Here is a 23,144-nt window from a genome sequence, read left to right on the forward strand (position 1 = left end):
ATGCCCTGCCTATCTGATATGCGTTATTCGCATATCACCGCTCAAGTCTTGCGTATTGTGCATTGCAGCATCAGGTCGGAGGATCGAGCTTGCCTTCGGCTATCAGCTCGTCGACCAGCAGCAGCGCGCGTTCCGTGATCGGACTCATCGGTCGCTGCGTGGGTGTCGCGACCACCAGCCGGGTCACGATATTGGGCATCACGATCGGCACGGCATGCAGGTCATGCGGCCCACGCCGCGAAAGCACCGCATTACGCGAAAGCACACCGTAGCCCACCCCGCGTTCGACCAGATCGAGCAGCGAGCGCACCGAGTCGATTTCCAGCCTTACGTCCAGCGATACGCCGTAACGCGCCGCGTCCGCCTCGATCAGCTGACGGACGGAATGCAGCGGCGAAGGGATGATCAGCGGGTACTGACCCAGCGTGGCAAGGGGGACATTCTCGGGCATCGAATGCCCGTCTTTCCGGCTGCCGATCAGGTAGAGCTCTTCGGAATGCACATGTCGGAAACGCATGTTCGCATTGACCGACGGGTTGTACAGCAAGGCGCAATCGAGGCGGCCGAGCTGCAGCCATTCCAGCAGGCTGGCGCTCAGTGCCTCCACCACGCTGATCTGCGCGGCGGGATAGCGTTCACGAAAACGCATCACCAGATCCACGGTGAGCAGGCTGCCCACACTGGGCGGCAGACCGATGGCGATCTTGCCGCCGAACACGCCGCGAGCCTGTCCGAGCTGCATGCGCGCGACCTCCACCTGACGGAGGATGCCGCGACCGTGTTCTACCAGTTCGCGCCCCGCATCGGTGGCCACGACGCCGCGTCCGTTGCGCTCGAGCAGGTGCGTGCCCAGCTCGATCTCGAGCTGACGGACCTGTCGACTGAGCAGGGACTGTGAAACGTCGAGCGTGGCGGCCGCACGCGTGAGGCTGCCGAATTCGACGATGCGGATGAAGCTCTGCAGGTGTTTCAGGTCCACGGTCGGTTCGCGCGCCATGTCGTGATCAGGACCCGATTATGTGCGCAGATGCGTGCAGGCTGCCTCACGGGCTGCCGATGCCGCCCAGGTTGACCATCACGCGAAGTCCGACAACGATGGCATTCGCCGGAACGCGCCTGACGCCTACGGTGTTGCCGAGAATGTCCGGATGCACGATGTACTGCAGATTGGGAACCAGACTCACCACCGGGAGGAGCTTGTAGCTGTAGTTGAGTTCGGTCATCCATTCGTTACGATCGAACCGCGCGTCGGTACCGCTGTTTCTGTGGATGAGGTCGTCTTCGTAGGCCACCGCTTTGCGACTGAACCGGAAGAGCGTCGCCTGGAATCCCAGCGAGTCGTTGGGACGGCCGGCCGCAAGGCCAGTCCACAGCGCGCCGAATGTCGACTGTAGCGTGTAGTTTTCCGCATTGTCCAGCGGACCGGTCAGTGAGCCGAAGATCGCGAGATGGCGAGTATCGGTCGTCGGGTCGGGCTTCCAGATCACTTTGTCCGCGAGCACGTAAAGTCCGTAGCGGCCACCGTCGTAGGTTCGCGCCGTGCCACCCGACAGTGCGCGATGCTGCCCCCGGGTATTCAGCTCCGGATCGGTGAAGTCCGCCGAGTTGTACCAGCCGCCGATTTTCAGATGCCTCGGGTAGGGATCGTTGGCGAAGCTGGTCTCGTAGCCTGTTTCGACCGGGATCATCACACCGGTGGAGTCATTCAGGCCGAGGTTGAGGCCGTTGTTGTTCCTGCGCTCCGGGTTGATCTCGAACGCGCCGATCGACACATATCGCGCATCCGGCTGGTACTTAACGCGGGCGCCCCAGTTCACGTACGGGAAACCGCTGAAACCACCCGACGTATTGGTCAGCTGGAACGGGCAGTCCGGTGCCGAGACGAAGCGACAGCCATACGTCGACCGCGCGAACTGCCAGGTCGCGTTCATCCGTCCGGCGAGCACGTTGAGGTGGCTGCCTGCGAACTGTTGCTCCCATGTCAGGGTTGCCAGCTGCCATTGGCGCTTCGGATACCAATAGCCCTGAACCTTCTGAATCACGCCGATATCCTCGGCGGCAAGGCTGTGCCCGTAGTAACGGGTGAAGGTGACATGCACTTTGGCGCCTGCGATCCCCGCCAGCCTGGCCATGTCGAGATCGGCACCGCCCACCACGCCGCCGCCGTTGGTTGCGCCGAGCCGCTCGCCACCGCGCACGCTGGCCAACCAGTCGTTGTCCCAGACAAAACGCAGCGAGACACCCTGGTCGCGAAGTTTGTCGACGGGACCTCGGGTGTCCTTCGCCGTTGCCGGCGCCGTCTGCCCCGGCTCCGGTCTACCGGTTGTCGCCTGCGCGTCCACGACGCCCGTGGCAACGATAGCGAGCAGGACGGTGGCGATGCGGTGGAACGTCATGAGCGCAGACCCCCTTCAGACAGCCGGGACACCGGCTGGGCGGGAGCGATGCTGGCGGTGCGGCGGCAGGCGAACAACGCCCGGGCGCGCCTATCAGCTATGAGTAAAACTCATGCCTTGCGTGACGCCATGACTTTGATGCAACGCATCAACCCAATTCTGCGGTCACACCGCGCGCAAAGGGTCGGTCTGCGGCAGTGCCGCATGACGAAGCGCCGGCGGCAATCCGGCATCACCGTATCGCTCGGTGTAGCGCGCGAGCGTCGAAACGAAGGCCTCGTCGGCTCCCCATGAAGCGGCATCCACCTCCACCGACTGCACGTGGACGTGGCTCAGGAGGTCGACACATTCCTGCCGGTAGCCCAGCGCGAGGAAACGCGCGGCGGCGCGGGAGCACTCGCCCAGCGGGGCCGGCGCGTAGCCGTGCGTACCGGGCCGCTCGCAGATCATTCCGGCGCCCGTCGCGCACGCGAGCTTCAGCTCGAGGACGTCCCGGAGACGTTCGTCGAAATCCTCACCCTTGTAGCGGCAACGGTCGCTCCACCAGGTCCAGTAATGAATGGTGTCACCGAGACCGTGCAGCGTGTCCGCGATCAGCGCCGGACCGCCGTCCAGCGGCGCGGCGGCGATGACCAGCGCCGCACTCTGCCCCGCGCGGAGGTGCACGGACGCCGAAGCGCACTCGTCGCTGAAATCCAGCAGGTGCGAGCACGCCACGTAGGCGCCGTCGACGGTGCGTCCTTCGAGACCCGGAGCGGCATCCACGGCGAGCCCACACGTGAGGCGGAACGTGACCTCGCCCTCGGTGCAGGTCACGATACGGACGAAACGGCCCGCGGCGACGGCGTCTCCCTGCCCCGGCCGCCCTTCGGCCAGCGCCATGAAGTCGACGACGCGAAGCTCGGCGGCGCCAATGCGCCCCGTGGACTCGATGACGTTGGTACCCGGCACGTACGCCTGATCCCAGACGACGTCGCCGTCCACGTCGAGCAGCAGCAGGGACCGATCGACCCGTGACGACGCCAGCGCGGGCTTCGAGCGATCGAGCGACAGGCACGCCAGGGCGGCGTCGGCGCGCACCAGCCCGAACCCACGCAAGTCGCCGATGGGGAGGCCGCCCGAAGGTGTCAGGCCCTCATGCAGCATGGTGGCCGGCTGTTGTGCTTGCACGTCGGTTCTTCCTGGCGCCTGGGGAGGGACGCCGAGCGGCGCGGAGGTTGGGCCAGCGACCGGCAAGGCGACGTGAACACGCCGTACCTTCGTTCAATTTCGCCGGACGCAGCGGGGCGTAGAATGAGAAAAGGCGTGGGTACCCAACAGGTGACAGGCATGAGTGACAAAGACGTTCCGGGTTTCGAGCCCTACGACGGCCCGGCAGGCGGATGGGGCGCCCTGGGTGCCGTAGCCCGCGCCCTCAGCGGCCAGATGGCGATCGCGCGCGAATCCATCGCCCTGCACAAGGTCAACCAGCCCCAGGGTTTCGATTGTCCGGGCTGCGCATGGCCCGATCCGAAGGAAACCTCGTCGTTCGAGTTCTGCGAGAACGGCGCCAAGGCCGTGTCGTGGGAAGCGACGGCCAAGCGCGTGAAGCCGGAATTCTTTGCGACGAACAAGGTCGCCGATCTGTGGAATCTCACCGACTACACCCTCGAGGGGCTGGGTCGGCTGACCCATCCCCTCGTTTACGACCACGCCAGCGATACCTACCAGCCGATCGGGTGGGACGCCGCGTTCGAGCGCATCGGCGCGGCGCTGCGTGCGCTGCCCGACCCGGACATGGCCGAGTTCTATACCTCCGGGCGCGCGTCCAACGAAGCGGCATTTCTGTACCAGCTGTTCGTCCGTGAGTTCGGCACCAACAATTTCCCCGACTGCTCGAACATGTGCCACGAAGCCACCAGCGTGGGCCTGCCGCAGTCGCTGGGGTCGGGCAAGGGCACGGTGACGCTCGACGACTTCGAACACTGTGACGCCATCTTCTGCATCGGCCACAACCCGGGCACCAACCATCCGCGCATGCTGTCCACACTGCGCGAGGCGTCGCTACGCGGTGTGCCCATCGTCGTGCTCAATCCCCTACCCGAGCGCGGCCTGGAGCGGTTCACCTCACCGCAGCATCCGGTCGAGATGATCACCAACCGTTCGGTGCGCATCGCCTCGACCTATTACAAGCTGAAGATCGGCGGCGATGTGGCCGTGCTCAAGGGCATGATGAAGTACCTCCTGGTCGAGGACGCGAAGGCGCTGGCGGAAGGCATGCCTGGCGTCATCGATCGCGACTTTATCGAGGCGAACACCAGCGGTTTCGACGCGCTGGTCGCCGATGTGGAAGCCACCGAATGGCATGCGATCGAACGCAAGTCGGGCCTGACCCGCGCGGAGATCGAATACGCCGCCGGGATCTACGCCAGGGCCAGCAAGGTCATCGTCTGCTACGGCATGGGCATCACGCAGCATGCCCACGGCACCGAGAATGTCCAGCAGATCGCCAACCTGCTGCTCATGCGCGGCAACATCGGCCGGGAAGGCGCGGGCATCTGCCCGCTGCGTGGGCATAGCAACGTGCAGGGCGATCGCACGGTGGGCATCACCGAGAAGCCTAACGCGGCCCTCAACGAGGGCATCCGTAAGACCTACGGTTTCGAACCGCCGGTCGAACACGGCCATGATGCGGTCGCGGCCGTCATCGCTATCCGCGAAGGGCGTTCGAAGGCGCTGGTCGCACTCGGCGGCAACCTGGCCGTCGCCATGCCTGACACGGAAGAAACCTTCGCCGCGATGCGCAGCCTCGACCTCGCCGTGCATATCGCGACCAAGCTCAATCGATCGCACCTGATCATTGCGAAGGAGTCGCTGATCCTGCCCTGCCTCGGCCGTACGGAACTCGACGAGCAGGCCACGGGGCCGCAGGCGGTCACCGTGGAAGATTCGATGTCCATGGTGCATGCGTCGGCGGGAACGCTCACGCCCGCCTCGGAGCATCTGCGCTCCGAGCCCTGGATCGTGCGTGGTATCGCCAAAGCGACCCTGCCCGATACGAAGGTCGACTGGGACCGCCTCGTCGGCGATTACAACCTCATCCGCGACGACATCGAGAAGGTCTTTCCGATCTTCTACGACTTCAACAAGCGCGTGAACGTGCCGGGCGGCTTTCGTCTTCGCGTCGCCGCCAGCGAGCGTGCCTGGGATACACCGGACAAGCGTGCGCAGTTCCTGATCGCGCGCGGTCTGGACGAAGACGAGCCGCTGGGCGACGACGACCTGATGCTCACGACGATCCGCTCGCACGACCAGTACAACACGACGATCTACGGCCTCAACGACCGCTACCGCGGCGTGACCGGCCGACGCGACGTCATCTTCATGCACGAGAAAGATCTCGCCGCGCGCGGGCTCAGGCCGGGCGATCGCATCGATGTCTTCGCCACAGGGGTCAACGTGGCCGATGGTAAGGAGCGCGCCGTACGCGGCTTCACGGCCGTGGCCTTCGACATCGCCGAGGGTTCGGTGGCGATGTATTACCCCGAAGGAAATGCACTGATCGCGCTCGAGAGTCACGATCGCCGCTCGGGCACACCGGCGTACAAGTCGGTACCGGTGCGTATCGTGGCTTCCACCCTGCCGGCGGATCCGCGCGACAAACGCAAGGCATCGCATGCGGTCGCCTGATCGCCCGCCGCCTGCGGGATGCGCGACGCGGCCCGTGCTCCGTTACGAGCGCGGCCAGGCGACGGAAGATGACGACCGGCTTGCCGAAGAGGTGCCTGTCGCGATGCATTTCGACGGGCGGCCGTTCGCGGTGATGATGGCGACGCCGTGCGATCTGGAGGATTTCGCGCGCGGGTTCGCGTTGACGGAAGGCCGGGTCGCTTCGATCGACGACATCGTCTCCGTCGAGGTGAGTGAGGTGCTCGAGGGCATCACGGTGGATGTGCGGACGGCGGGAAACACCCCTTCCGGCGAAACGCGCCGCGGCGAACTCCCCGGCCGTAGCGGCTGCGGCATCTGCGGCAGTCGCGAGCTCGAGGACGTGGTCCGCCACCCGGGCCCCGTCGGTTCAGGCCCCACGGTCACCCCCGCCGCCATCGAACACGCTCTCCAACTACTCCGCGCCTCGCAACCCATCAACGCCTTCACCGGCTCCGTTCACGCCGCTGCCTGGGCCCTCCCCGACGGCACGCTGATCCACGTTCGCGAGGACGTCGGCCGGCACAATGCGCTCGACAAACTCATCGGCGTCCTGCTGACGTCCCGCGTGGATACAAACGAGGGTTTCGTCGCGATCACCAGCCGGGCCAGTTACGAAATGGTGACCAAGGCGGCGGTCGCGGGCATCACCGTGGTGGTCGCCATCTCCGCGCCCACGGCGCTGGCGGTCCACCTCGCCGCGGATTGCGGCGTCACCCTGGTGGGCTTCGCACGACCGGGACGTTTCAATGTTTACACACGCCCCCAGCGCATCGTGTAATGCGCACCGACGCGTGACGCGCGATGGATCAGCCCCGGCGTCGACGCAGGCTGTCTTTCACGTCCACATCGAAACGCACCGTCGTCGCGACGGTGTCGTATCCAGGAATATCGAAGACCAGACCGTCCTTGCTGGGCAGGCGCGACTGCAAGTCTTCAAGCGCCAGCCGCGGTACTTCCATCCGCCACTCGTGTGCATTGCCCGACAGCCCACACACCACGGCGTCGGTCGCATCGACGGCGTAGCGCATGGTGAATACCCTGCCGAAAGCCGTCGAACCGAGCAACGCGACGTCCTGCAACAGTTCGCTCAGTTCGTCCTCATCGATGCGCACGCGGATCGTGTCGTTCTCCAGTTGCACTCTCATGCGTTCGCCTCACGCCATTCGTCGGGGGTGTTGCAGTTGACCAGCAGGCGCGTGTCCAGTGCGTCGATCGCGAGTCGCGCCGCACCCAGACGGGATTGCAGGGCCGATACGGAGCAGGTCCTTCCGGGCTGCGTCATGAGTTCGGCCAGCGCCGTGCGAGAGGCGCCGTCGAGCGTCATGCGCATGGGCAACGGGTAGCCGTGCCACAGCGTCGTGCGCTCTGAGCGGGCGGCAATCAGCGGCTCCAGCACGGATTGATTCAGCCGGGGCATATCCACGGGAACGACCAGCAGCTCGCCATCCGGCAGATATTCCACCGCGCTGGCGATGCCGCCGACGGGCCCGCTGCGCGGCCACCGGTCAGGTATCCCGCCGGGCCGGTCGCCGCTCACCGCCACGATCGTCGCACCGACGGCGCGTAACGCCGTGGCAGTCCGTTGCAATAACGTGCGCCCTTCGATGATCAGCGACGCCTTGTCGGCCCCCATGCGCGAGGACAAGCCACCCGCCAGGATGAGGCCGACGATCACGGCGCATCCGCCGGATCGAGCGGCCAGGCGTCAGCCGTATCGCCGAATGCGTCGGCGGCGCTCAACCACACATCCGCCTGTGTAAATGGCACGATGCGATAGGCCGCTTGTGCCCGCATCAGGCGAATCGCTTCGAGGCCATCGACATCGCTGACGCGTTGGCCAAGGGCAAAATGATGCATGCCCTCGCGCATACCGACGCTCTCGCTCACGCGAACCCGCTGCGACCGCTCGGCGCCGAGACCCGCCATGGCACGAAGTACCGGAGCGACGAAGAAACGATAGCCGACGGCCACCGCGATCGGATTGCCGGGCAAGCTGACCACCATCGGCCCGTGATCGAAGCGCGCGGCAAGCAACGGCTTACCTGGGCGCATGGCCACCTTGTGAAAAAGCGTCGTTGCGCCCAGCGAAGCCAGCGCCGAGGGAACGAAATCGAAGCGTCCCGCGGACACGGCTCCCGTCGTGACGATGAGATCCGCCCCGGCCTGGAGAGCGTTGCGCACCGCCTCGTGGAATGCGTCGCCGATATCCGGGACGCGACGACGGAACAGGAGCTCGGCGCCCCAGCGAACGAGGCTTGCCGCGAGAAACGGACCGTTGGAATCGTGGATGCCACCGGGCGGCAACGGACCGACGGGATGCAGTTCGCTGCCGGTGGTGATGATCGCCACACGTGGCCGACGGGCGACGTCGATCGTTTCGACACCCAGTGCCGCCAGCAACATGATGGCCGCCGCATCGATGCGCCGCCCGATACCCAACGCGAGGCTACCTGCCTCGATGTCGCTACCGGCCGCACGCACGTTCTGCCCGCGGCGTTCGTCGATGGTGAAGCGAACGATACCTCCGCTGCGCTCACACCGCTCGACAGGGACGACGGTGTCGAACCCGGCGGGCATCCGTGCGCCGGTGGCGATTTCGCAGCACTGGGCATCCGGATAGCCTTCGGCGCCGTCGCCTGCCGCGTGCATCGCCGCGATCGTATAAGTCGCACCCGCGGCGATCGTCTCACCCGGTGCGCGTAGTGCGTATCCGTCCATGGCGGCGTTATCGAAGCCTGGGAGGGACATCGGGCTGACGATGTCGGCGGCGAGAATGCGTCCTGCCGCCGTGTCGACCGTGACGCGCTCGCTCTCCAGCTGGCGGGATTCGGCAAGAAGGAGGGCGAGTGCGTCGGGGTAGGAAATCATGGGAGAAGGGTAACCCTTCGTGGGACGGAGAGCATCGGTGACAGGGTTGGCTCCCACCAGAAGGCGGGCGATCTGGGGGAGCGTGCCTCGGTCGATCCAAATCCGTTGGGAGCCAGCCTGCTGGCGATGCTCCGCCAGCAGGCCCGCCCGCCATTTACGCCGAACGGCGCGACGCCTCCTGCACCGTCGCCGGGCGATACGCCTCGAAAGCCACCGTTGCCGACGCACGCCCCTGGCTCAGCGAACGCAACGCGGTGCTGTAGCCAGCGAGCTGCGCCAGCGGCACGTCGGCTTCGATCTCGGTTCGCTCCTGCGTATCGGCGAGGTGGACGATCTGCCCACCGCGACGCTGCAGGTCGCCCAGTACGTCACCGACCGCCGCGCCCGGCGTCGACACCGACACGCGCATCACCGGCTCCAGCAGCACCGTACCGGTCGCTTCCAGCGCCGACTTCACCGCGATCTGGGCCGCTCGATGGAACGCGGCCTCGTTCGAGTCCACCGCATGGGCCTGACCGTCGAGCACGATCACTTCCGCACCGACCACCGGGTAACCACGCGGACCTTCGAGCAGTGCCGAATGCGCACCCTTCTCCACCGCCGACTGGAACTGCTTCGGAATGACGCCGCCGGTCGTCTTGTCGACAAACCGGTTGACATCCTCGCCGGTCGGCGCCAGAGACAGCACCACGCGTGCGTACTGACCGCTGCCGCCCGTCTGCTTGGCCAGTTTGCCCTCGACCGGGCCCGAGGCCTTCGCGGGGGTTTCCTGGTACGCCACGCGTGGAGAACCGGTGCGCACCTGCACACCCCACTCGCGACGCAGCCGCTCGACCATCACTTCGAGGTGCAGCTCGCCCATACCCCAGACCAGCGTCTCGCCGGTTTCAGGATCGGTGCTCACGCGGAAGGAAGGATCCTCCTGCGCGAGGCGCGCCAGGCCATTCCCGAGCTTGAGCAGATCGGCCGAGCGTTCGGGCGACAGTCGCCAGGACAGTACCGCCGGCTGCGCCTGGATCGTTTCCAGCCGCACGTGGCGATGCAAGTCCGACAAGGTTTCGCCTGTCGCGACGTCTTTCCAGCCGGCAATCGCGACGATGTCGCCCGCCTCGGCGGCGTCCACCGCTTCGGTATCTTCCGCACGCACGACCGCCAGGCGGCCGACCCGCTGCACGCGATCGGTGCCGCTGCGCCACACGGCATCGCCGACGTGCAGGCGACCCGAATACACGCGCACGAAGGCCAGCGGACCATGCGCCTGGTTGACCACCTTGAAGACGAGCGCAGCCAGCGGTGCGTTCGCGTCGGGGGCCAGCGAGACGTCGCCGTTATCGGTGTGCGCGACGACGGACGGTCGATCCAGGGGCGACGGCAGATACGCGACGAAGGCATCGAGCAACGGCTCGATACCGACATTGCGGAACGCCGACCCCGGCAATACCGGGGAGCCGAGGCCCGCCAGCGTGCCACGACGCAGCGCCGCCGTGAGGACGTCGGCATCGATCGGCTGTTCCGCCAGCCAGAGTTCGGCAAGCGTTTCGTCACGGTCCGCCACGGCGGCCACGAGTTCGGCGCGTGCGTCGGCATGGGCGGCACGTTCCGTCCCGTCCCAGCCGTGCACGCTCGGCGTGCCGTCGTCATCGAAACGCCATGTGCGTTCGCCGACGAGATCGACGAGACCGGTCATGTGCTCGCCCTCGATCACCGGACGCGCGACGACCCACGGATTGGCACCGAGTTTGTCGCGCATCTGTGCGACCACCGCATCGAAATCCGCGCCCGGGCGGTCCATCTTGTTGACGAAGGCCATCAACGGTACGCCATGCCGGCGCGCCTGGCGCCATACGGTTTCCGATTGCGGCTGCACGCCGGCGACGCCCGAGAACACGGTCACCGCACCGTCGAGCACGCGCAGCGAACGTTCGACCTCGATCGCGAAGTCGATGTGCCCGGGCGTATCGATGAGGGTCAGCCGATGCGGCAGGTCACCTTGCGGGGTCCAGTTCGCGCGCACGGCCGCGGCGCCGATCGTGATGCCACGCTCGCGCTCGAGCTCCATATGGTCGGTGGTGGTCGCGCCGTCGTGCACCTCACCGGTGCGATGGATCGTGCCGGTCTTGTAGAGAAGCCGCTCGGTGAGCGTGGTCTTGCCCGCGTCGACGTGCGCGATGATGCCGAGGTTGCGCCAGCGGCCGACGGGAATGGTGGTTTCGCGAGTGGTGGTACTCATGGCTAACGATGTCCTGATGGGATCGCCAGGGGCTCGAAGAAGAGGTTCCGAGCGAGGCACTCCCCGATCCGACGACCGCCGCCCCTGGCAGAGCAGGACGGGTCAGGATCGGGGGTCGCGGCTGTTCTTCATGACACGGAGACTCCGGTAAAGGCCTGGAAACGGCGGATTTGGTCGAATGCGAAACAAAAAAAAGCACCCTTGCGGGTGCTTTCGAATCTTCGAGGCCGGGCGCCGTCTTACGACAGCGTTCCACCTTGCACGGAGCGCGCGCACCCGCGACGCGCCCCAGGGGCGATCGGTAGGTCGAGCATCAAATCGTGCTTGCAGCGGAACATGGCGTGGCTCTCGTGGTGAGGTGCGGATCTTACGCCTCGTCGGCGTTCTGCGCACTAGGTAGGGATGGTTGGTGAGGTTTCAAGGCCTTGCTGCGCGGGAATCGCCGGCAGGGCCGGCTCCTACCTGTCTGCGGTGACCCGGGCGGGTTCCGCGGAGAGGTAGGAGCCGGCCCTGCCGGCGACGCTCTTCAAGGCAACGCGTAAGCCACCACGTAATCACCCGACTTGGTTCCCAGCCCGCTGTGCCCGCCCGCGGCGATCACCACGTACTGCTTTCCGCCGACCGAGTACGACATCGGATTCGCCTGCCCACCCGCCGGCAGGCGTGCCTGCCAGAGGACCTTGCCCGTCCGCTCGTCCATCGCACGAATGTAGTTATCCGCCGTGGCGCCGATGAACACCAGGCCGCCCTTCGTGGTCATGTTGCCACCGATGTTGAAGATGCCGGTGGGCAGCGGCGCGTTCGTATGCGTGCCGAACGGACCGGTGTCGCGCGTCGTGCCGAGCGGGTGCTCCCAGACCAGCTTGTGCGTGACCAGATCGATCGCCGCCAGTGTGCCCCACGGCGGCGGATTGCACGGCACGCCCAGCGGGTTCAGCCACGGATGTACCTTGCCGACATAAGGCGTGCCGTACTGCGGTGCCAGACCGCCGCCGACCTTCGGCTCGTCACCGGTGCCGTCCCACGGCTTCACGTAGCCCTTCTGTTCCGCCGGCTGGCGCGGCGCGAGGCTGATGATGAAGGGGATGTAGTTCGCGTTGGCGATGATCAGCTTGTTATACGGATCGATCGAGGCGCCGTGCCAGTCGATCACGCCGTCGAAGGCCGGATAGACGATCGTGTCCTTCAGATGCGGCGGCGTGAACTGACCTTCGTACGCCGCCTTGCGGAACTCGATGCGGCACATCAGCTGATCGAACGGCGTCGCGCCCCAGAGCGATTGCTCCGTGAGATCCTTCGGTGTCAGCGACGGCATGCCCACCGAGTACGGCTGAGTGGGCGACGCGAAGTCACCCGGCACCGTGTCGGTCGGCACCTTCTTCTCGGCGACTTCGGTCACCGGCTTGCCGGTGCGGCGATCGAGTACGAAGAACTCGCCGCGCTTGGTCGTCTGTACCAGGGCGGGAATCGTGCCGCCATCGGGACCGGGCAAGTCGACCAGCGACGGACCCGTCGGTACGTCCATGTCCCACAGGTCGTGATGCGTGTTCTGGTAGGTCCACTTCGGCTCGCCGGTTTCGATATCCAGCGCGACCGTCGAACTCGACACCTTCTCGTCGAACGGACGACGATGGCCACCGAAGTAATCCGGCGTGGCGTTACCCATGGGCAGATAGACCATGCCCAGATCCGGATCGGCGGTGTACACACCCCACGCGTTAGGCGTGCCGCGGGTCAGCTGATCGTTCGGACCCGGCGTCCAGTTCTGCGGATCGTGCCCGACGTCCCACGCCCAGACCAGCTTGCCGGAGAGCGGATCGAAAGCGCGCACCGCACCCGACGGCTCGCCTTCCGCCTGATTGTCGTAGACCCAGCCACCGAGGATCACGCGATCCTTCAGCACCATCGGCGGCGACGTCACGAAGTGGAAGCCGGCCGGCACATGGCCGAGATACTGCGTCAGCGAGACGAAGCCGTGCTCGCCGAAATCCTCGCAGGGCTTGCCGGTATCGGCGTTGAGCGCGAGCACGCGGGCATCGAGTACCGGCGCGATGATGCGACGCGGGCAATCGGTCTGCGTGCCCCGCGGCGCTTCGTAATAGGCTACGCCGCGGCAGGCCAGATAGACATCCGCATCGGTATTGGCTTTGGGATCGAAACTCCACTTCTTCGCACCCGTGGCCGCGTCAAAGGCGACCACCCAGCTATGGCCGGTACAAACATAGAGCGTGTCGCCGATCTTGATCGGGGTGTTTTCGAAGTTGAACTCGTGACCCGCGTCGGTACCGCCCTGATCCTCACCCGGACGCATGGTGTCGCCCGTCCGCGCCGTCCAGGCGACCTTGAGGTCCCTGACGTTGGTCGCGTTGATCTGGTCAAGCGGCGAGAAGCGATCGCCCCTGGGTGTGCGGCCGTAGAACTGCCAGTCGCTGTCCGGCACCGAGGCGTCGTGGCCATCCGCCATGTTTCGGATGACCGCTTCGCCCTGCGTGCCGACGGGCTGCATGAAACCCGCCACGCCGAGACCGACGCTGACGATAACGGCCACGATCACCGCGAAGGCGCCACTGCCCGAGGGAGTGAGCTTGCGACGTACCCAGGGCATGAGGAGGTAGATACCGAGCAGCACCGGAACCAGCAGTCGCGGTTCCAGCTGCCAGCCCACGAGCCCGACCTCGGTGAACGCCCAGATGGCCGTCCCGAGCAGGATCACGGCATAGAGCCAGAGGGCGCTGGCCGAACCGCGCACGAGCAGGATGCCGGTCGCTACGACCGCGGCACCAGCGATGAGGTAATAGAACGAGCCTCCGAGAGCCGCGAGCCACGCTCCGCCTCCCACGAGAAACAGACCGAGAAGCGCTATGACCACGCCCGTGATACGGGGCGGCCTGCGTGAATAGAGAGTGGACGGCATTTCATGACTCCGGTGGGGGACGCGGCAGGGCGCATCGCGTCGGAGCCGCGGTTCACGGTGATCATAGCCATGGCAGGTATATGCAACGTCTACGTCCGATCGGCCACAATGGCGTATTCCCCGATGGAGTCTTCGCATGCGCTACATCAAGCTCGGCCGTACCGGCCTGGATATCTCGCCGCTGGTGCTCGGTTGCATGACTTATGGCGTTCCCGACCGCGGAAACCACGCCTGGACGCTCGATGAAGAACAGAGCCGGCCCTTCATTCGCAAGGCGCTGGACCTTGGCATCAACTTCTTCGACACGGCCAACGCCTACTCCGATGGCACATCCGAGGAGATCGTCGGACGCGCCCTGAAAGATTTTGCGAAACGCGACGAGGTGGTGATCGCCACCAAGACCTTCTTCCACTGGCGCAAGGGACCGAACGGCGGCGGCCTGTCGCGCAAGGCGATCTTCCATTCGGTGGACGATTCGCTGGCCCGCCTCGGTACCGACTACATCGACCTGCTGCAGATCCATCGCTACGACCAGACCACGCCCATCGAGGAAACGCTCGAGGCACTGCATGACGTGGTGAAGGCCGGCAAGGTCCGCTACCTCGGCGCCTCGTCGATGTATGCGTGGCAGTTCGCGCAGATGGTTTACACCTCGCGGATGCACGGCTGGACCGAGTTCGTCAGCATGCAGGATCACTACAACCTGCTGCAGCGCGAGGAAGAGCGCGAGATGATTCCGTTCTGCATCGACGAGCACATCGCGGTGTTGCCATGGAGCCCGCTGGCACGCGGACGGCTGACGCGCGACTGGGACGAGGGCAGCGACCGGCAGAAGAGCGATGTCTTCGGCGGCACGCTTTACAACGCCACGGAAGACTCGGATCGCGCCATCGTCGCGGCGGTGAAGAAGGTGGCCGATGCGCGTGGCGTGCCTCGTGCGCAGGTGGCATTGTCGTGGGTGGCGCATCGTGACGGCGTGACTGCGCCGATCGTCGGGGCGTCGAAGCCGCAGCATCTCGATGATGCGGTGGCGGCGATCGATCTGGAGCTGACCGAGGAAGAGACGGCAGCTTTGGAGGAGGCTTATACGCCGCGGGCGATCGCAGGGTTCGAGTAAGCGTTGCTTGCGGCAGTTCGGCTATGTTGTTGCCATAGGGCGGTCTCGCCGCGCCATCGCCTGTTCGATCACATCCGCGGCCAGCGACGCGCCTCGCTCGGCCCGGATGACTTCAGCCGCGCGCTGGGCGCGCGAGGCCACGCCTTCGTCAGTCAGGAGGACGCGCAGCTTCGCCGCCGCACGGTCAGCGCGGTAACGCGAAGCGGGCAATACACCGCCCACACCCAGCCGAAGCACACGCGCCGCATTGTCAGGCTGATCGAAGCCATGCGGCACCACGAGCGCCGGACACCCCGCGCGCAAACTCTCCTGCGTCGTGCCGACACCCCCGTGGTGTACCACCGCGGAAGCGCGCGGGAACAGTGCACCGTGTGACGCGTATTCCACAGCCATCACCCCGGCTGGCAACGTGTCGGGCAACCGCGCGCGCATCTCGGGCGAGCCGGTGAGCAAGACGGCACGACGTCCGAGCGCGCCTGCCGCCGCCATGCTCTCGCGAAGGAAGGCCTCGCCCGCGTGCACCGCCGCCGATCCCAGCGTAAACACGATCGGCGCGTCACCCGCGTCGAGAAACGCCGACAGCTCCGGGGGAAGGGTTTCGTTGAAGGGCGAGTAACGGCAATAGCCAGTGACCACGCTGTGCGCCGGGGCATCCTGCGGCGCGTGACCCAGCAACGGCGAATACATCGCCAGCACACCATCGCGCGCGTGCTGTCCGCGATGAAACGGATCGCCCCACACCGACACCGGCGCCAGACCCAGCGACTGCCGGAAGCTGCGCACGGCACGTGTCCACGGTGCGGTCACCCGCTCGCCGATCCGGCGCACCCATGCGCCACGACGCGGCGACGCACGTAAGAAACGGTCGAGTCGCGCCATGCCCGTCGCCGGCGGATCGAAAGCGGAAAGGAACACCGCGGGCGACAGGACGGCGGACAACCACGCCACGCGTGTCGTCTCGCCCAGAATCTGGCCGGCGAAGGCGAGCGTCGAGGTGACGATCGCATCGGCCTCCAGACATACTGGCGCCAGCGCGCGGTAGCTCGCCGCGACATCCTCCGCAGCCAGGTCACGTACGACGAAGCGCGGACCGCGCAGCGGATGGAACGCCCGGGCAGCGAAGGCGGCCTTGTCCTCGGGCTCCGCGATCCCGCTGGCAAGGACGAACCTCAGCCCGGCCTCCGCCACCGCCTCGCGATGAATCGCATGGGCACCGATGGTGACCCGATGGCCCCGCGCCACCAGCTCCCGCCCCACGGACAGGAACGGAAACAGGTCACCCTGCGATCCCACCGTCGCCATCACGATGTGCCTTGCCGCCATGCCTTACTCCCGATGCCCTGGCGCATCGTCGCGGGCGACATGTCGACGCGATGCATGCCTGGCTCGTTGACCTGCCCCGTCCGTAGGGCTAACCTCTGGGCCGCCAGCGGTCTTTATCTCTCTATTCGAATAGAAGGATAAAAGCTAAGAGGGAAGCCGGTGAGAATCCGGCGCTGCCCCGCAGCGGTATGTGGAGACGAGCGCGTCATCAGCACTGGATCGATGGCGATCCGGGAAGCGACACGCAAGGCGGCACCCAGGTGCCACATCCACGAGCCCGAAGACCTGCCGCCGGCCTGGGCGCGCGTGCCGTCATGGGTGCGTGTGCCCTGCCCGACCTGGGCCGTCGCGTTCGCGCGAGGGTCCGGTTCGCCCGCGGGGGCGAAGGTCGACGGTAAGCCGCATGACGCCTTCACGCTGCCGCACCTTCCGTGTGGCAGTGCACGTGCGTCCGCGACGAACCGCCCTTCCCTCCTCTTTGCCACGAAGAGGAATCATCCACATGCCACACGTTACCTACCCCGGTTTTCCCCGCATCGGCCGACGCCGCGAACTGAAGCGAGCGCTCGAAAGTCACTGGAGGGGTGAAACCAGCGCCGACGACCTGCTCACCGTCGCCCGTCAGCTCCGCGAACGCCACTGGCGCCTCGCGCGCGACGCGGGAGCCGACAGCGTTCCCGTCAACGACTTCTCGCTTTACGACCATGTGCTCGATGCCGCCGTCGCGGTCGACGCCATTCCCCCGCGCTACCGTGCACTCCATCAGCGCGATCCGCTGGCCGGCTATTTCGCCATGGCACGCGGCCGTCAGGACGGCGAAGTCGACCTGCACGCGCTGGAGATGACCAAGTGGTTCGACACCAACTACCACTACATCGTCCCCGAGCTGCAGGCGGGCCAGTCGTTTGCCACGCGTGCCGACAAGGTCGTCGCGGAATATCGTGAAGCCGTCGCCCTCGGCCATGCGGCGCGCCCCGTACTCCTCGGTCCGCTGACCTTCCTCCGTTTGGCCAAGACCGTCGACGGCAGCGATCCCCTCGCGCTGCTCGACGCGTTGCTGCCGGCGTGGAGCGGTTTGCTCGATGCGCTCGCGGACGCGGGTGCCGACTGGATCCAGGTCGACGAACCGGCCCTCGTGCTCGATCTCGAGCCGGACTGGCAGGCGGCCTATCGCGGCGCTTATGCCGCCATCGGTGAACGGCCGCGCGGCCGCATCCTGCTCGCGACCTATTTCGGCGAGCTCGGCGGCAACCTCGAACTGGCGGCGTCGTTGCCCGTCGCCGGCCTGCATGTCGATCTAGCGCGCGCGCCTGGGCAACTGGATGCCGTGCTTGACGCGCTTCCCGCCGGTCGTGTGCTGTCCGCCGGCGTGCTCGACGGCCGCAACATCTGGCTGAGCGACCCGTCCGCCATCGCGCCGCGCATCGCCCGCGCACGCGAGCGCCTCGGCGACGAGCGTCTGTGGCTGTCGACGTCGTGCTCGCTGCTGCACGTGCCGATCGATGCGTCGGAAGAAAGGCACCTGCCGGGTTCGATCGGCGACTGGCTGTCGTTCGCGCGGCAGAAGATCGCCGAACTGCGACGCTACGCCGATGCCGCCGTCGGCGACGAGACGGCGCAGCTCGCGCTCGCGCGTCAGCAAGCGACGGTGGCGGCGCGTCTGCTTTCTCCCGACGTGCTGCGCGCCGACGTGCGGGCGCGCGTACGTGGACTGACGCCCCAGTTCGGACAGCGCCGCTCGGCCTACGCGTTTCGCGCGAATGTGCAGAAGCAGCGCTTCGGCCTGCCCGACCTGCCGACCACCACCATCGGCTCGTTTCCGCAGACCACGGAACTACGCCTTGCACGTGCCGCGCATCGCTCGGGCAAGCTCGACGACGGGGCCTATACGGCCGTGCTTCGCGAGGAGGTGCGGCGCGCCGTGACGTTTCAGGAAGAAGCGGGCCTCGATGTCCTCGTGCACGGCGAGCCCGAGCGCAACGACATGGTCGAGTACTTCGGCGAACAGCTGCAAGGCTACGCGTTCACGTCTCTGGGCTGGGTGCAGAGTTACGGCTCGCGCTGCGTCAAGCCGCCGATCGTCTTCGGTGACGTGGCGCGTCCCGCCGCGATGACCGTCGCCTGGTCCGCATACGCCCAGTCCCTGACCGCCAGGCCGATGAAGGGCATGCTCACCGGTCCGGTGACGATGCTGCAGTGGTCGTTCGTACGTGACGATCTCCCGCGTGCAGAGGTGTGCCGACAGATCGCCCTGGCTTTGCGTGACGAGGTCCACGATCTCGAGAAAGCCGGCATCGGCATCGTGCAGATCGACGAGCCGGCGCTGCGCGAAGGCCTGCCGCTGCGCCGGGGTGACTGGGCCGCCTATCTGGACTGGGCGGTCGACGCGTTCCGGATCACCGCGGGTGGCGTCAGCGACTCGACCCAGATCCATACCCACATGTGCTACTCGGAGTTCAACGACATCATCGAGGCGGTCGCCGCGATGGACGCGGACGTGATCTCGATCGAGACCAGCCGCTCGCGGATGGAGCTGCTGGACGCCTTCACACGGTTCCGCTACCCGAACGGGATCGGACCCGGCGTCTACGACATTCACTCCCCGCGGGTGCCCGGCAAGGAGGAAATGGCCGATCTGCTGTCCCGGGCGCTCGAGGTGCTTCGTCCGGACCAGCTCTGGGTCAATCCCGATTGCGGCCTGAAGACCCGCGGCTGGCCCGAGGTAGCTGAGGCGCTGACCGGGATGGTGGCCGTGGCCCGGGCGGCCCGCGAACGACTGGCGGAGGTGGCCTGACGGAAAAAGGGGCACCGTGTCCCCGCGCTGTTGGCCTTTCGCGCGCGGGGCGCGCTCCTACACGGCGGCTGTCGTAGGAGCGCGCCTCGCGCGCGAAAAGCCAACAGAGCGGGCGGCAACCCCCTCCCAACCCCCTCCTACCCCTTCCCGCGCTGAACATCCATGCAATCGTCACCCGCCGGGGGTACCCTTGCCGCTGCAAACCGGCGACGGGGCGTGTATCATGGCGCGCCCCATTTATCTCTTTATCCGTAAAGAAGGATATATACCCTCGATGAGCAATTTCCTCTTCACCTCCGAGTCGGTCTCCGAAGGCCATCCGGACAAAATCGCCGACCAGATCTCCGACGCCGTTCTGGACGCCATCCTGGCCCAGGACCCGCGTGCGCGCGTGGCCTGCGAGACGCTGGTGAAGACCGGTGTCGCCATCGTCGCGGGTGAGATCACCACCAGCGCCTGGATCGATCTGGAAGCGCTGACCCGTAAGGTCATCCTCGACATCGGCTACGACTCCTCGGAAGTCGGGTTCGACGGCGAGACCTGCGGCGTTCTCAACCTGATCGGCAAGCAGTCGCCTGACATCAACCAGGGCGTGGACCGCAAGAAGCCGGAAGAACAGGGCGCTGGCGACCAGGGCCTGATGTTCGGCTATGCGACCAACGAAACCACCGAGTACATGCCGGCGGCGATCCACTACGCGCATCGTCTCGTCGAGCAGCAGACCAAGGTCCGCAAGAAGAAGAACTCGCCGCTGCCGTGGCTTCGCCCGGACGCCAAGAGCCAGGTCACCCTGCGCTACGAGAACGGCGAAGCCGTCGCCATCGACGCCGTCGTGCTCTCGACCCAGCACGATCCGGACGTCAAGCAAAAGGACCTGATCGAAGGCGTACGCGAGCTGATCCTCAAGCCCGTGCTGCCGGCGAAGCTCCTGCACAAGGGCACCAAGTTCCACATCAACCCGACCGGCAAGTTCGTCATCGGCGGACCGGTGGGCGACTGCGGCCTGACCGGCCGTAAGATCATCGTCGACACCTACGGCGGCTGGGCCCGTCACGGTGGTGGCGCGTTCTCGGGCAAGGATCCGTCCAAGGTCGACCGTTCGGCTGCCTATGCCGCGCGCTACGTCGCCAAGAACATCGTCGCGGCCGGCCTCGCCGACCGTTGCGAAATCCAGGTCAGCTACGCCATCGGCGTCGCCGAGCCGACCTCGATCTCGGTGACGACCTTCGGCACCGGCAAGATTCCCGACGAGAAGATCGAGAAGCTGATCCGCAAGCATTTCGACCTTCGCCCGTACGGCATCATCCAGATGCTCGATCTGGTCCACCCGATGTACCAGCCGACCGCCTCCAACGGTCACTTCGGCCGCAAGCCGTACGACGTCACCGACAAGAACGGCAACACGTTCACGGCGTTCTCCTGGGAGAAGACCGACAAGGCTGACGTCCTGCGCGACGCCGCCGGCCTCGGCGCGACGGTTGCTCGCCGCAAGTAAGTTTTGTGCGACATGCGATAGGAAACGGGCGCCTTCGGGCGCCCGTTTTCGTTCAGGAACTTCAGAAAGTTGCCGCCGGGGTCACAATGCTTTCATGGCTGGAATGAGACATCTGACAGCCGTTACCGTGCTACCGGAGAATCCATGATGTCACGCACCCTGCCCCGCCTCATCGCGACCGCGCTACTCGTGGCCGCCGTTCCTTTCACCGCCCATGCGCAGGACGACACCAAGCAGACCGATTCCAAGGGCGGTACCCCGACCGATGCCGGCTTCGTCACCAATGCCAGCGGCGCAGGCCTGGCCGAAGTGGAGCTGGGCAAGATCGCCGTGACCAACGGCGGATCGGCCAAGGTGAAGTCGTTCGGCCAGCACATGGTCGACGACCACACCAAGTCGGGCGAGGAGCTGAAGAATCTTGCGAGCGGAGACCGCGGCTATGCCACCGCCGAGAGCCCGCCGCCCGCGAACCAGAAAGACATCGACGCGCTGAAGCGCCTCAATGGCGCGGCGTTCGACAAGGAATACGCGAAGGTCGCCGTCGCCGATCACGAGAAGGCCATCGCCATCTTCGAGGTCGAGGCCGAAAAGGGCTCGAACAAGGAACTGCAGGCCTTCGCGAAGAAGACCCTGCCGACGCTGAAGCAACATCTGAAGATGGCTCGGGCTCTGAACAGCGGGAAATAAGACCTGTAGGAGCGCGCCTCGCGCGCGATGCCCTTAACGCCTGACGCACGACGGTCAGCGCAAGAGCTTCGCGCGCAGGCGCGCTCCTACATTTTTAGGGGCGATGCCGGACGAAGCCGCGCAACGTCAGCCCCGGGGACGTGACGAACGCCGTCGGCTGGGCCATACCTTCATCGGCCGCGATGAAGAGGAACTGGTCGTCGTCCAATACGTAGCTGGCGGGCAGGCGCTTACCCGCGTCGTCGCCCATGCTGTCGATCCAGGTGATCGACTTCGGCTGCCCGGTCGTATCGAGCACGAAGTGTCCGGCGAGCAGCACCTCGCCGCCTCCCCGACGTACCGAGAAGGTATCGCCCTCGATGATGGTGATCGCGCCATGCCCGCCGTGGTCATCCGGAGGGTCGATGATGCCGTTCGCTTCGAACCGAACCTGGCGCCACTGACCCTGGAGGGTGTCGAAATCGTCCATGATTTTCATGCTCAGCCGTTACGGTTCGAACCCGACAGCACGTCCACCCACACGGCGAGCACAAGGATCGCGCCCTTGATGATCATCTGCCAGGAGTTGTCGACGTCCATCAGCTGCATGCCGCTGTCGAGGCTGGCCATGACGAGGGCGCCGATCAGCGCGCCGTAGACCGTGCCGGAACCGCCGCGCATCGACGTGCCGCCGATGAAACAGGCGGAAATGGCGTCCAGCTCGCCGCCGGTACCGGCGGAGGGCGAACCCGAACCGGTGCGGGCCACGGTGATGATGCCGGCGAAGGCGCACATCAGTCCCATCAGCGCGAACACGACCAGCTTGACCCGGGCGACGTTGACGCCCGAGAGGCGCGTCGCTTCCATGTTGCCGCCGACCGCGTAGATATGGCGACCGAACACGGTCTGGGTCGAAACGTAGGTGAACACGGCCAGCAGGCCGAGCAGGATCATCACCGGAATGGGAATGCCGTTGGCGTCGTTGAGCGTGCGCACGAAGCCGAAGATGACCGCGCCGATGGCGACCAGCTTGACCGCATCGACCCAGACCGCGCCCTGCTGCAGACCGAGCTTGCCCCGACGCATGCGCCGGCGGACGGTCAGCGCGACCATGGCAAGGAAGATGATGCCGCCGATCCAGCGCGACATCGCCACCGGGACGAAGCCCTGGCCGAGCTGGATGAGGTCATCCGGCGCCGGCGCGATGGTGGAGCTGCCGGTGATGTAAAGCACGATGCCGCGGAAAGCCAGCATGCCGCCGAGACCGACGATGAACGACGGTACGCGCATCTTGGTGACCACGAAGCCGTTGAACGCACCGATAAGCAGGCCGAGCACCAGCACGGCGCCGATGGACGTCCACGTGCCCCAGCCCTGGTTGACCGTAAGGATGGCGACCACACCACCCAGCAGGCCGAGCTGCGAGCCGATCGACAGATCGATCTCGCCCGCGATGATGACGAACACCATGCCGCAGGCAAGCATGCCGGTGATAGCCATCTGCCGGAACAGGTTGGACAGGTTGCCGGGCGTGATGAAGGCCTGGTCGGTCTTTACGTGAAAAAACACCCAGATGAGCGCGACGGCGATGAGCAGCGCGAGGATCTTGTAGCGGACGAACAGTTGCTGGATTTGCTGGGCCTGCATGGAG

At 66.0% G+C, this 23,144-nt stretch carries 17 protein-coding genes and 1 riboswitch; of the genes, 6 read left to right on the top strand and 11 right to left on the bottom strand.

What is annotated here, in order from left to right:
- Nucleotides 1-70 precede the first annotated feature (70 nt).
- The 3 genes from FA87_RS15680 to FA87_RS15690 all read right to left on the bottom strand — a co-directional run bounded on the left by FA87_RS15680 (nt 71) and on the right by FA87_RS15690 (nt 3,566).
- Nucleotides 71-997, bottom strand: coding sequence for a LysR substrate-binding domain-containing protein (locus FA87_RS15680; RefSeq protein WP_197056496.1), 927 nt, complete (start codon nt 995-997; stop codon nt 71-73).
- A 46-nt stretch (nt 998-1,043) separates the two neighbouring features.
- On the bottom strand, nt 1,044-2,396 hold the full coding sequence (locus FA87_RS15685; RefSeq protein WP_043695827.1) for a carbohydrate porin: 1,353 nt from the start codon (nt 2,394-2,396) through the stop codon (nt 1,044-1,046).
- A gap of 165 nt (nt 2,397-2,561) precedes the next feature.
- A complete protein-coding gene (locus FA87_RS15690) occupies nt 2,562-3,566 on the bottom strand; it encodes a hypothetical protein (RefSeq protein ID WP_156128565.1) in 1,005 nt (334 codons plus the stop codon).
- A gap of 159 nt (nt 3,567-3,725) precedes the next feature.
- Here FA87_RS15690 and FA87_RS15695 point away from each other — a divergent pair, with 159 nt between their 5' ends.
- Together FA87_RS15695 and fdhD are read left to right on the top strand one after the other, a co-directional pair.
- Entirely contained in the window at nt 3,726-6,065 is a 2,340-nt protein-coding gene (locus FA87_RS15695; RefSeq protein ID WP_052191385.1) for an FdhF/YdeP family oxidoreductase, read from the top strand.
- Nucleotides 6,066-6,099: 34 nt separating this feature from the next.
- Complete coding sequence (gene fdhD, locus FA87_RS15700) at nt 6,100-6,864, top strand: formate dehydrogenase accessory sulfurtransferase FdhD (protein WP_239709107.1); 765 nt, start codon at nt 6,100-6,102, stop codon at nt 6,862-6,864.
- A 28-nt stretch (nt 6,865-6,892) separates the two neighbouring features.
- On the opposite strand, the gene FA87_RS15705 is transcribed toward fdhD, so the two are convergent.
- The 5 genes from FA87_RS15705 to FA87_RS15725 form a co-directional block, all read right to left on the bottom strand.
- On the bottom strand, nt 6,893-7,231 hold the full coding sequence (locus tag FA87_RS15705) for a hypothetical protein (RefSeq protein ID WP_043695836.1): 339 nt from the start codon (nt 7,229-7,231) through the stop codon (nt 6,893-6,895).
- On the bottom strand, nt 7,228-7,761 hold the full coding sequence (locus FA87_RS15710) for a molybdenum cofactor guanylyltransferase (protein ID WP_043695839.1): 534 nt from the start codon (nt 7,759-7,761) through the stop codon (nt 7,228-7,230). The genes FA87_RS15705 and FA87_RS15710 overlap by 4 nt, the downstream gene beginning before the upstream one ends.
- Nucleotides 7,758-8,954, bottom strand: coding sequence for a molybdopterin molybdotransferase MoeA (locus tag FA87_RS15715; protein WP_052191387.1), 1,197 nt, complete (start codon nt 8,952-8,954; stop codon nt 7,758-7,760). The genes FA87_RS15710 and FA87_RS15715 overlap by 4 nt, the downstream gene beginning before the upstream one ends.
- Before the next feature lie 154 nt (nt 8,955-9,108).
- The gene (gene fusA / locus FA87_RS15720; RefSeq protein WP_043695842.1) at nt 9,109-11,184 is read right to left on the bottom strand and encodes an elongation factor G; all 2,076 of its coding nucleotides are present in this window, start codon (nt 11,182-11,184) and stop codon (nt 9,109-9,111) included.
- Between the two features lie 526 nt (nt 11,185-11,710).
- Nucleotides 11,711-14,098: a membrane-bound PQQ-dependent dehydrogenase, glucose/quinate/shikimate family gene (locus FA87_RS15725; protein WP_043695845.1), complete on the bottom strand. Its 2,388-nt coding sequence runs from the start codon at nt 14,096-14,098 to the stop codon at nt 11,711-11,713.
- 136 nt (nt 14,099-14,234) lie between these two features.
- Between FA87_RS15725 and FA87_RS15730 the strand changes: the two genes are divergently transcribed.
- Nucleotides 14,235-15,215 carry an aldo/keto reductase gene (locus FA87_RS15730; RefSeq protein WP_043695848.1) on the top strand — a complete coding sequence of 327 codons (981 nt, stop codon included), beginning with the start codon at nt 14,235-14,237 and terminating at the stop codon, nt 15,213-15,215.
- 21 nt (nt 15,216-15,236) lie between these two features.
- On the opposite strand, the gene FA87_RS15735 is transcribed toward FA87_RS15730, so the two are convergent.
- Nucleotides 15,237-16,538, bottom strand: a complete 1,302-nt coding sequence (locus FA87_RS15735) for a glycosyltransferase (RefSeq protein ID WP_081996611.1) — start codon at nt 16,536-16,538, stop codon at nt 15,237-15,239.
- Between the two features lie 90 nt (nt 16,539-16,628).
- Nucleotides 16,629-16,846, top strand: a riboswitch (cobalamin riboswitch).
- A gap of 194 nt (nt 16,847-17,040) precedes the next feature.
- Between FA87_RS15735 and metE the strand changes: the two genes are divergently transcribed.
- The 3 genes from metE to FA87_RS15750 all read left to right on the top strand — a co-directional run bounded on the left by metE (nt 17,041) and on the right by FA87_RS15750 (nt 21,514).
- On the top strand, nt 17,041-19,332 hold the full coding sequence (metE, locus tag FA87_RS15740) for a 5-methyltetrahydropteroyltriglutamate--homocysteine S-methyltransferase (RefSeq protein WP_043695851.1): 2,292 nt from the start codon (nt 17,041-17,043) through the stop codon (nt 19,330-19,332).
- 274 nt (nt 19,333-19,606) lie between these two features.
- Nucleotides 19,607-20,827 carry a methionine adenosyltransferase gene (metK, locus tag FA87_RS15745; RefSeq protein ID WP_036110358.1) on the top strand — a complete coding sequence of 407 codons (1,221 nt, stop codon included), beginning with the start codon at nt 19,607-19,609 and terminating at the stop codon, nt 20,825-20,827.
- A gap of 144 nt (nt 20,828-20,971) precedes the next feature.
- Nucleotides 20,972-21,514, top strand: a complete 543-nt coding sequence (locus FA87_RS15750; protein ID WP_052191389.1) for a DUF4142 domain-containing protein — start codon at nt 20,972-20,974, stop codon at nt 21,512-21,514.
- A 94-nt stretch (nt 21,515-21,608) separates the two neighbouring features.
- On the opposite strand, the gene FA87_RS15755 is transcribed toward FA87_RS15750, so the two are convergent.
- Together FA87_RS15755 and FA87_RS15760 are read right to left on the bottom strand one after the other, a co-directional pair.
- Entirely contained in the window at nt 21,609-21,992 is a 384-nt protein-coding gene (locus FA87_RS15755) for a TIGR03067 domain-containing protein (protein ID WP_043695854.1), read from the bottom strand.
- A gap of 2 nt (nt 21,993-21,994) precedes the next feature.
- Nucleotides 21,995-23,140 (bottom strand): sugar ABC transporter permease, encoded by a 1,146-nt coding sequence (locus FA87_RS15760; RefSeq protein ID WP_051943303.1) that lies wholly within the window; start codon nt 23,138-23,140, stop codon nt 21,995-21,997.
- Nucleotides 23,141-23,144 lie beyond the last annotated feature (4 nt).

The organism is Luteibacter sp. 9133 (assembly GCF_000800155.1).
In the GTDB taxonomy this organism is placed as follows: Bacteria; Pseudomonadota; Gammaproteobacteria; order Xanthomonadales; family Rhodanobacteraceae; genus Luteibacter; species Luteibacter mycovicinus.

Excerpts from the sequence above, each read along its gene's own strand:
- FA87_RS15680 (WP_197056496.1), bottom strand. The coding sequence starts at position 997 with ATGGCGCGCGAACCGACCGTGGACCTGAAACACCTGCAGAGCTTCATC.
- FA87_RS15685 (WP_043695827.1), bottom strand. The coding sequence starts at position 2,396 with ATGACGTTCCACCGCATCGCCACCGTCCTGCTCGCTATCGTTGCCACG.
- FA87_RS15695 (WP_052191385.1), top strand. The coding sequence starts at position 3,726 with ATGAGTGACAAAGACGTTCCGGGTTTCGAGCCCTACGACGGCCCGGCA.
- FA87_RS15705 (WP_043695836.1), bottom strand. The coding sequence starts at position 7,231 with ATGAGAGTGCAACTGGAGAACGACACGATCCGCGTGCGCATCGATGAG.
- FA87_RS15715 (WP_052191387.1), bottom strand. The coding sequence starts at position 8,954 with ATGATTTCCTACCCCGACGCACTCGCCCTCCTTCTTGCCGAATCCCGC.
- fusA (WP_043695842.1), bottom strand. The coding sequence starts at position 11,184 with ATGAGTACCACCACTCGCGAAACCACCATTCCCGTCGGCCGCTGGCGC.
- FA87_RS15725 (WP_043695845.1), bottom strand. The coding sequence starts at position 14,098 with ATGCCGTCCACTCTCTATTCACGCAGGCCGCCCCGTATCACGGGCGTG.
- FA87_RS15730 (WP_043695848.1), top strand. The coding sequence starts at position 14,235 with ATGCGCTACATCAAGCTCGGCCGTACCGGCCTGGATATCTCGCCGCTG.
- FA87_RS15735 (WP_081996611.1), bottom strand. The coding sequence starts at position 16,538 with ATGGCGGCAAGGCACATCGTGATGGCGACGGTGGGATCGCAGGGTGAC.
- metE (WP_043695851.1), top strand. The coding sequence starts at position 17,041 with ATGCCACACGTTACCTACCCCGGTTTTCCCCGCATCGGCCGACGCCGC.
- metK (WP_036110358.1), top strand. The coding sequence starts at position 19,607 with ATGAGCAATTTCCTCTTCACCTCCGAGTCGGTCTCCGAAGGCCATCCG.
- FA87_RS15750 (WP_052191389.1), top strand. The coding sequence starts at position 20,972 with ATGATGTCACGCACCCTGCCCCGCCTCATCGCGACCGCGCTACTCGTG.
- FA87_RS15755 (WP_043695854.1), bottom strand. The coding sequence starts at position 21,992 with ATGAAAATCATGGACGATTTCGACACCCTCCAGGGTCAGTGGCGCCAG.
- FA87_RS15760 (WP_051943303.1), bottom strand. The coding sequence starts at position 23,140 with ATGCAGGCCCAGCAAATCCAGCAACTGTTCGTCCGCTACAAGATCCTC.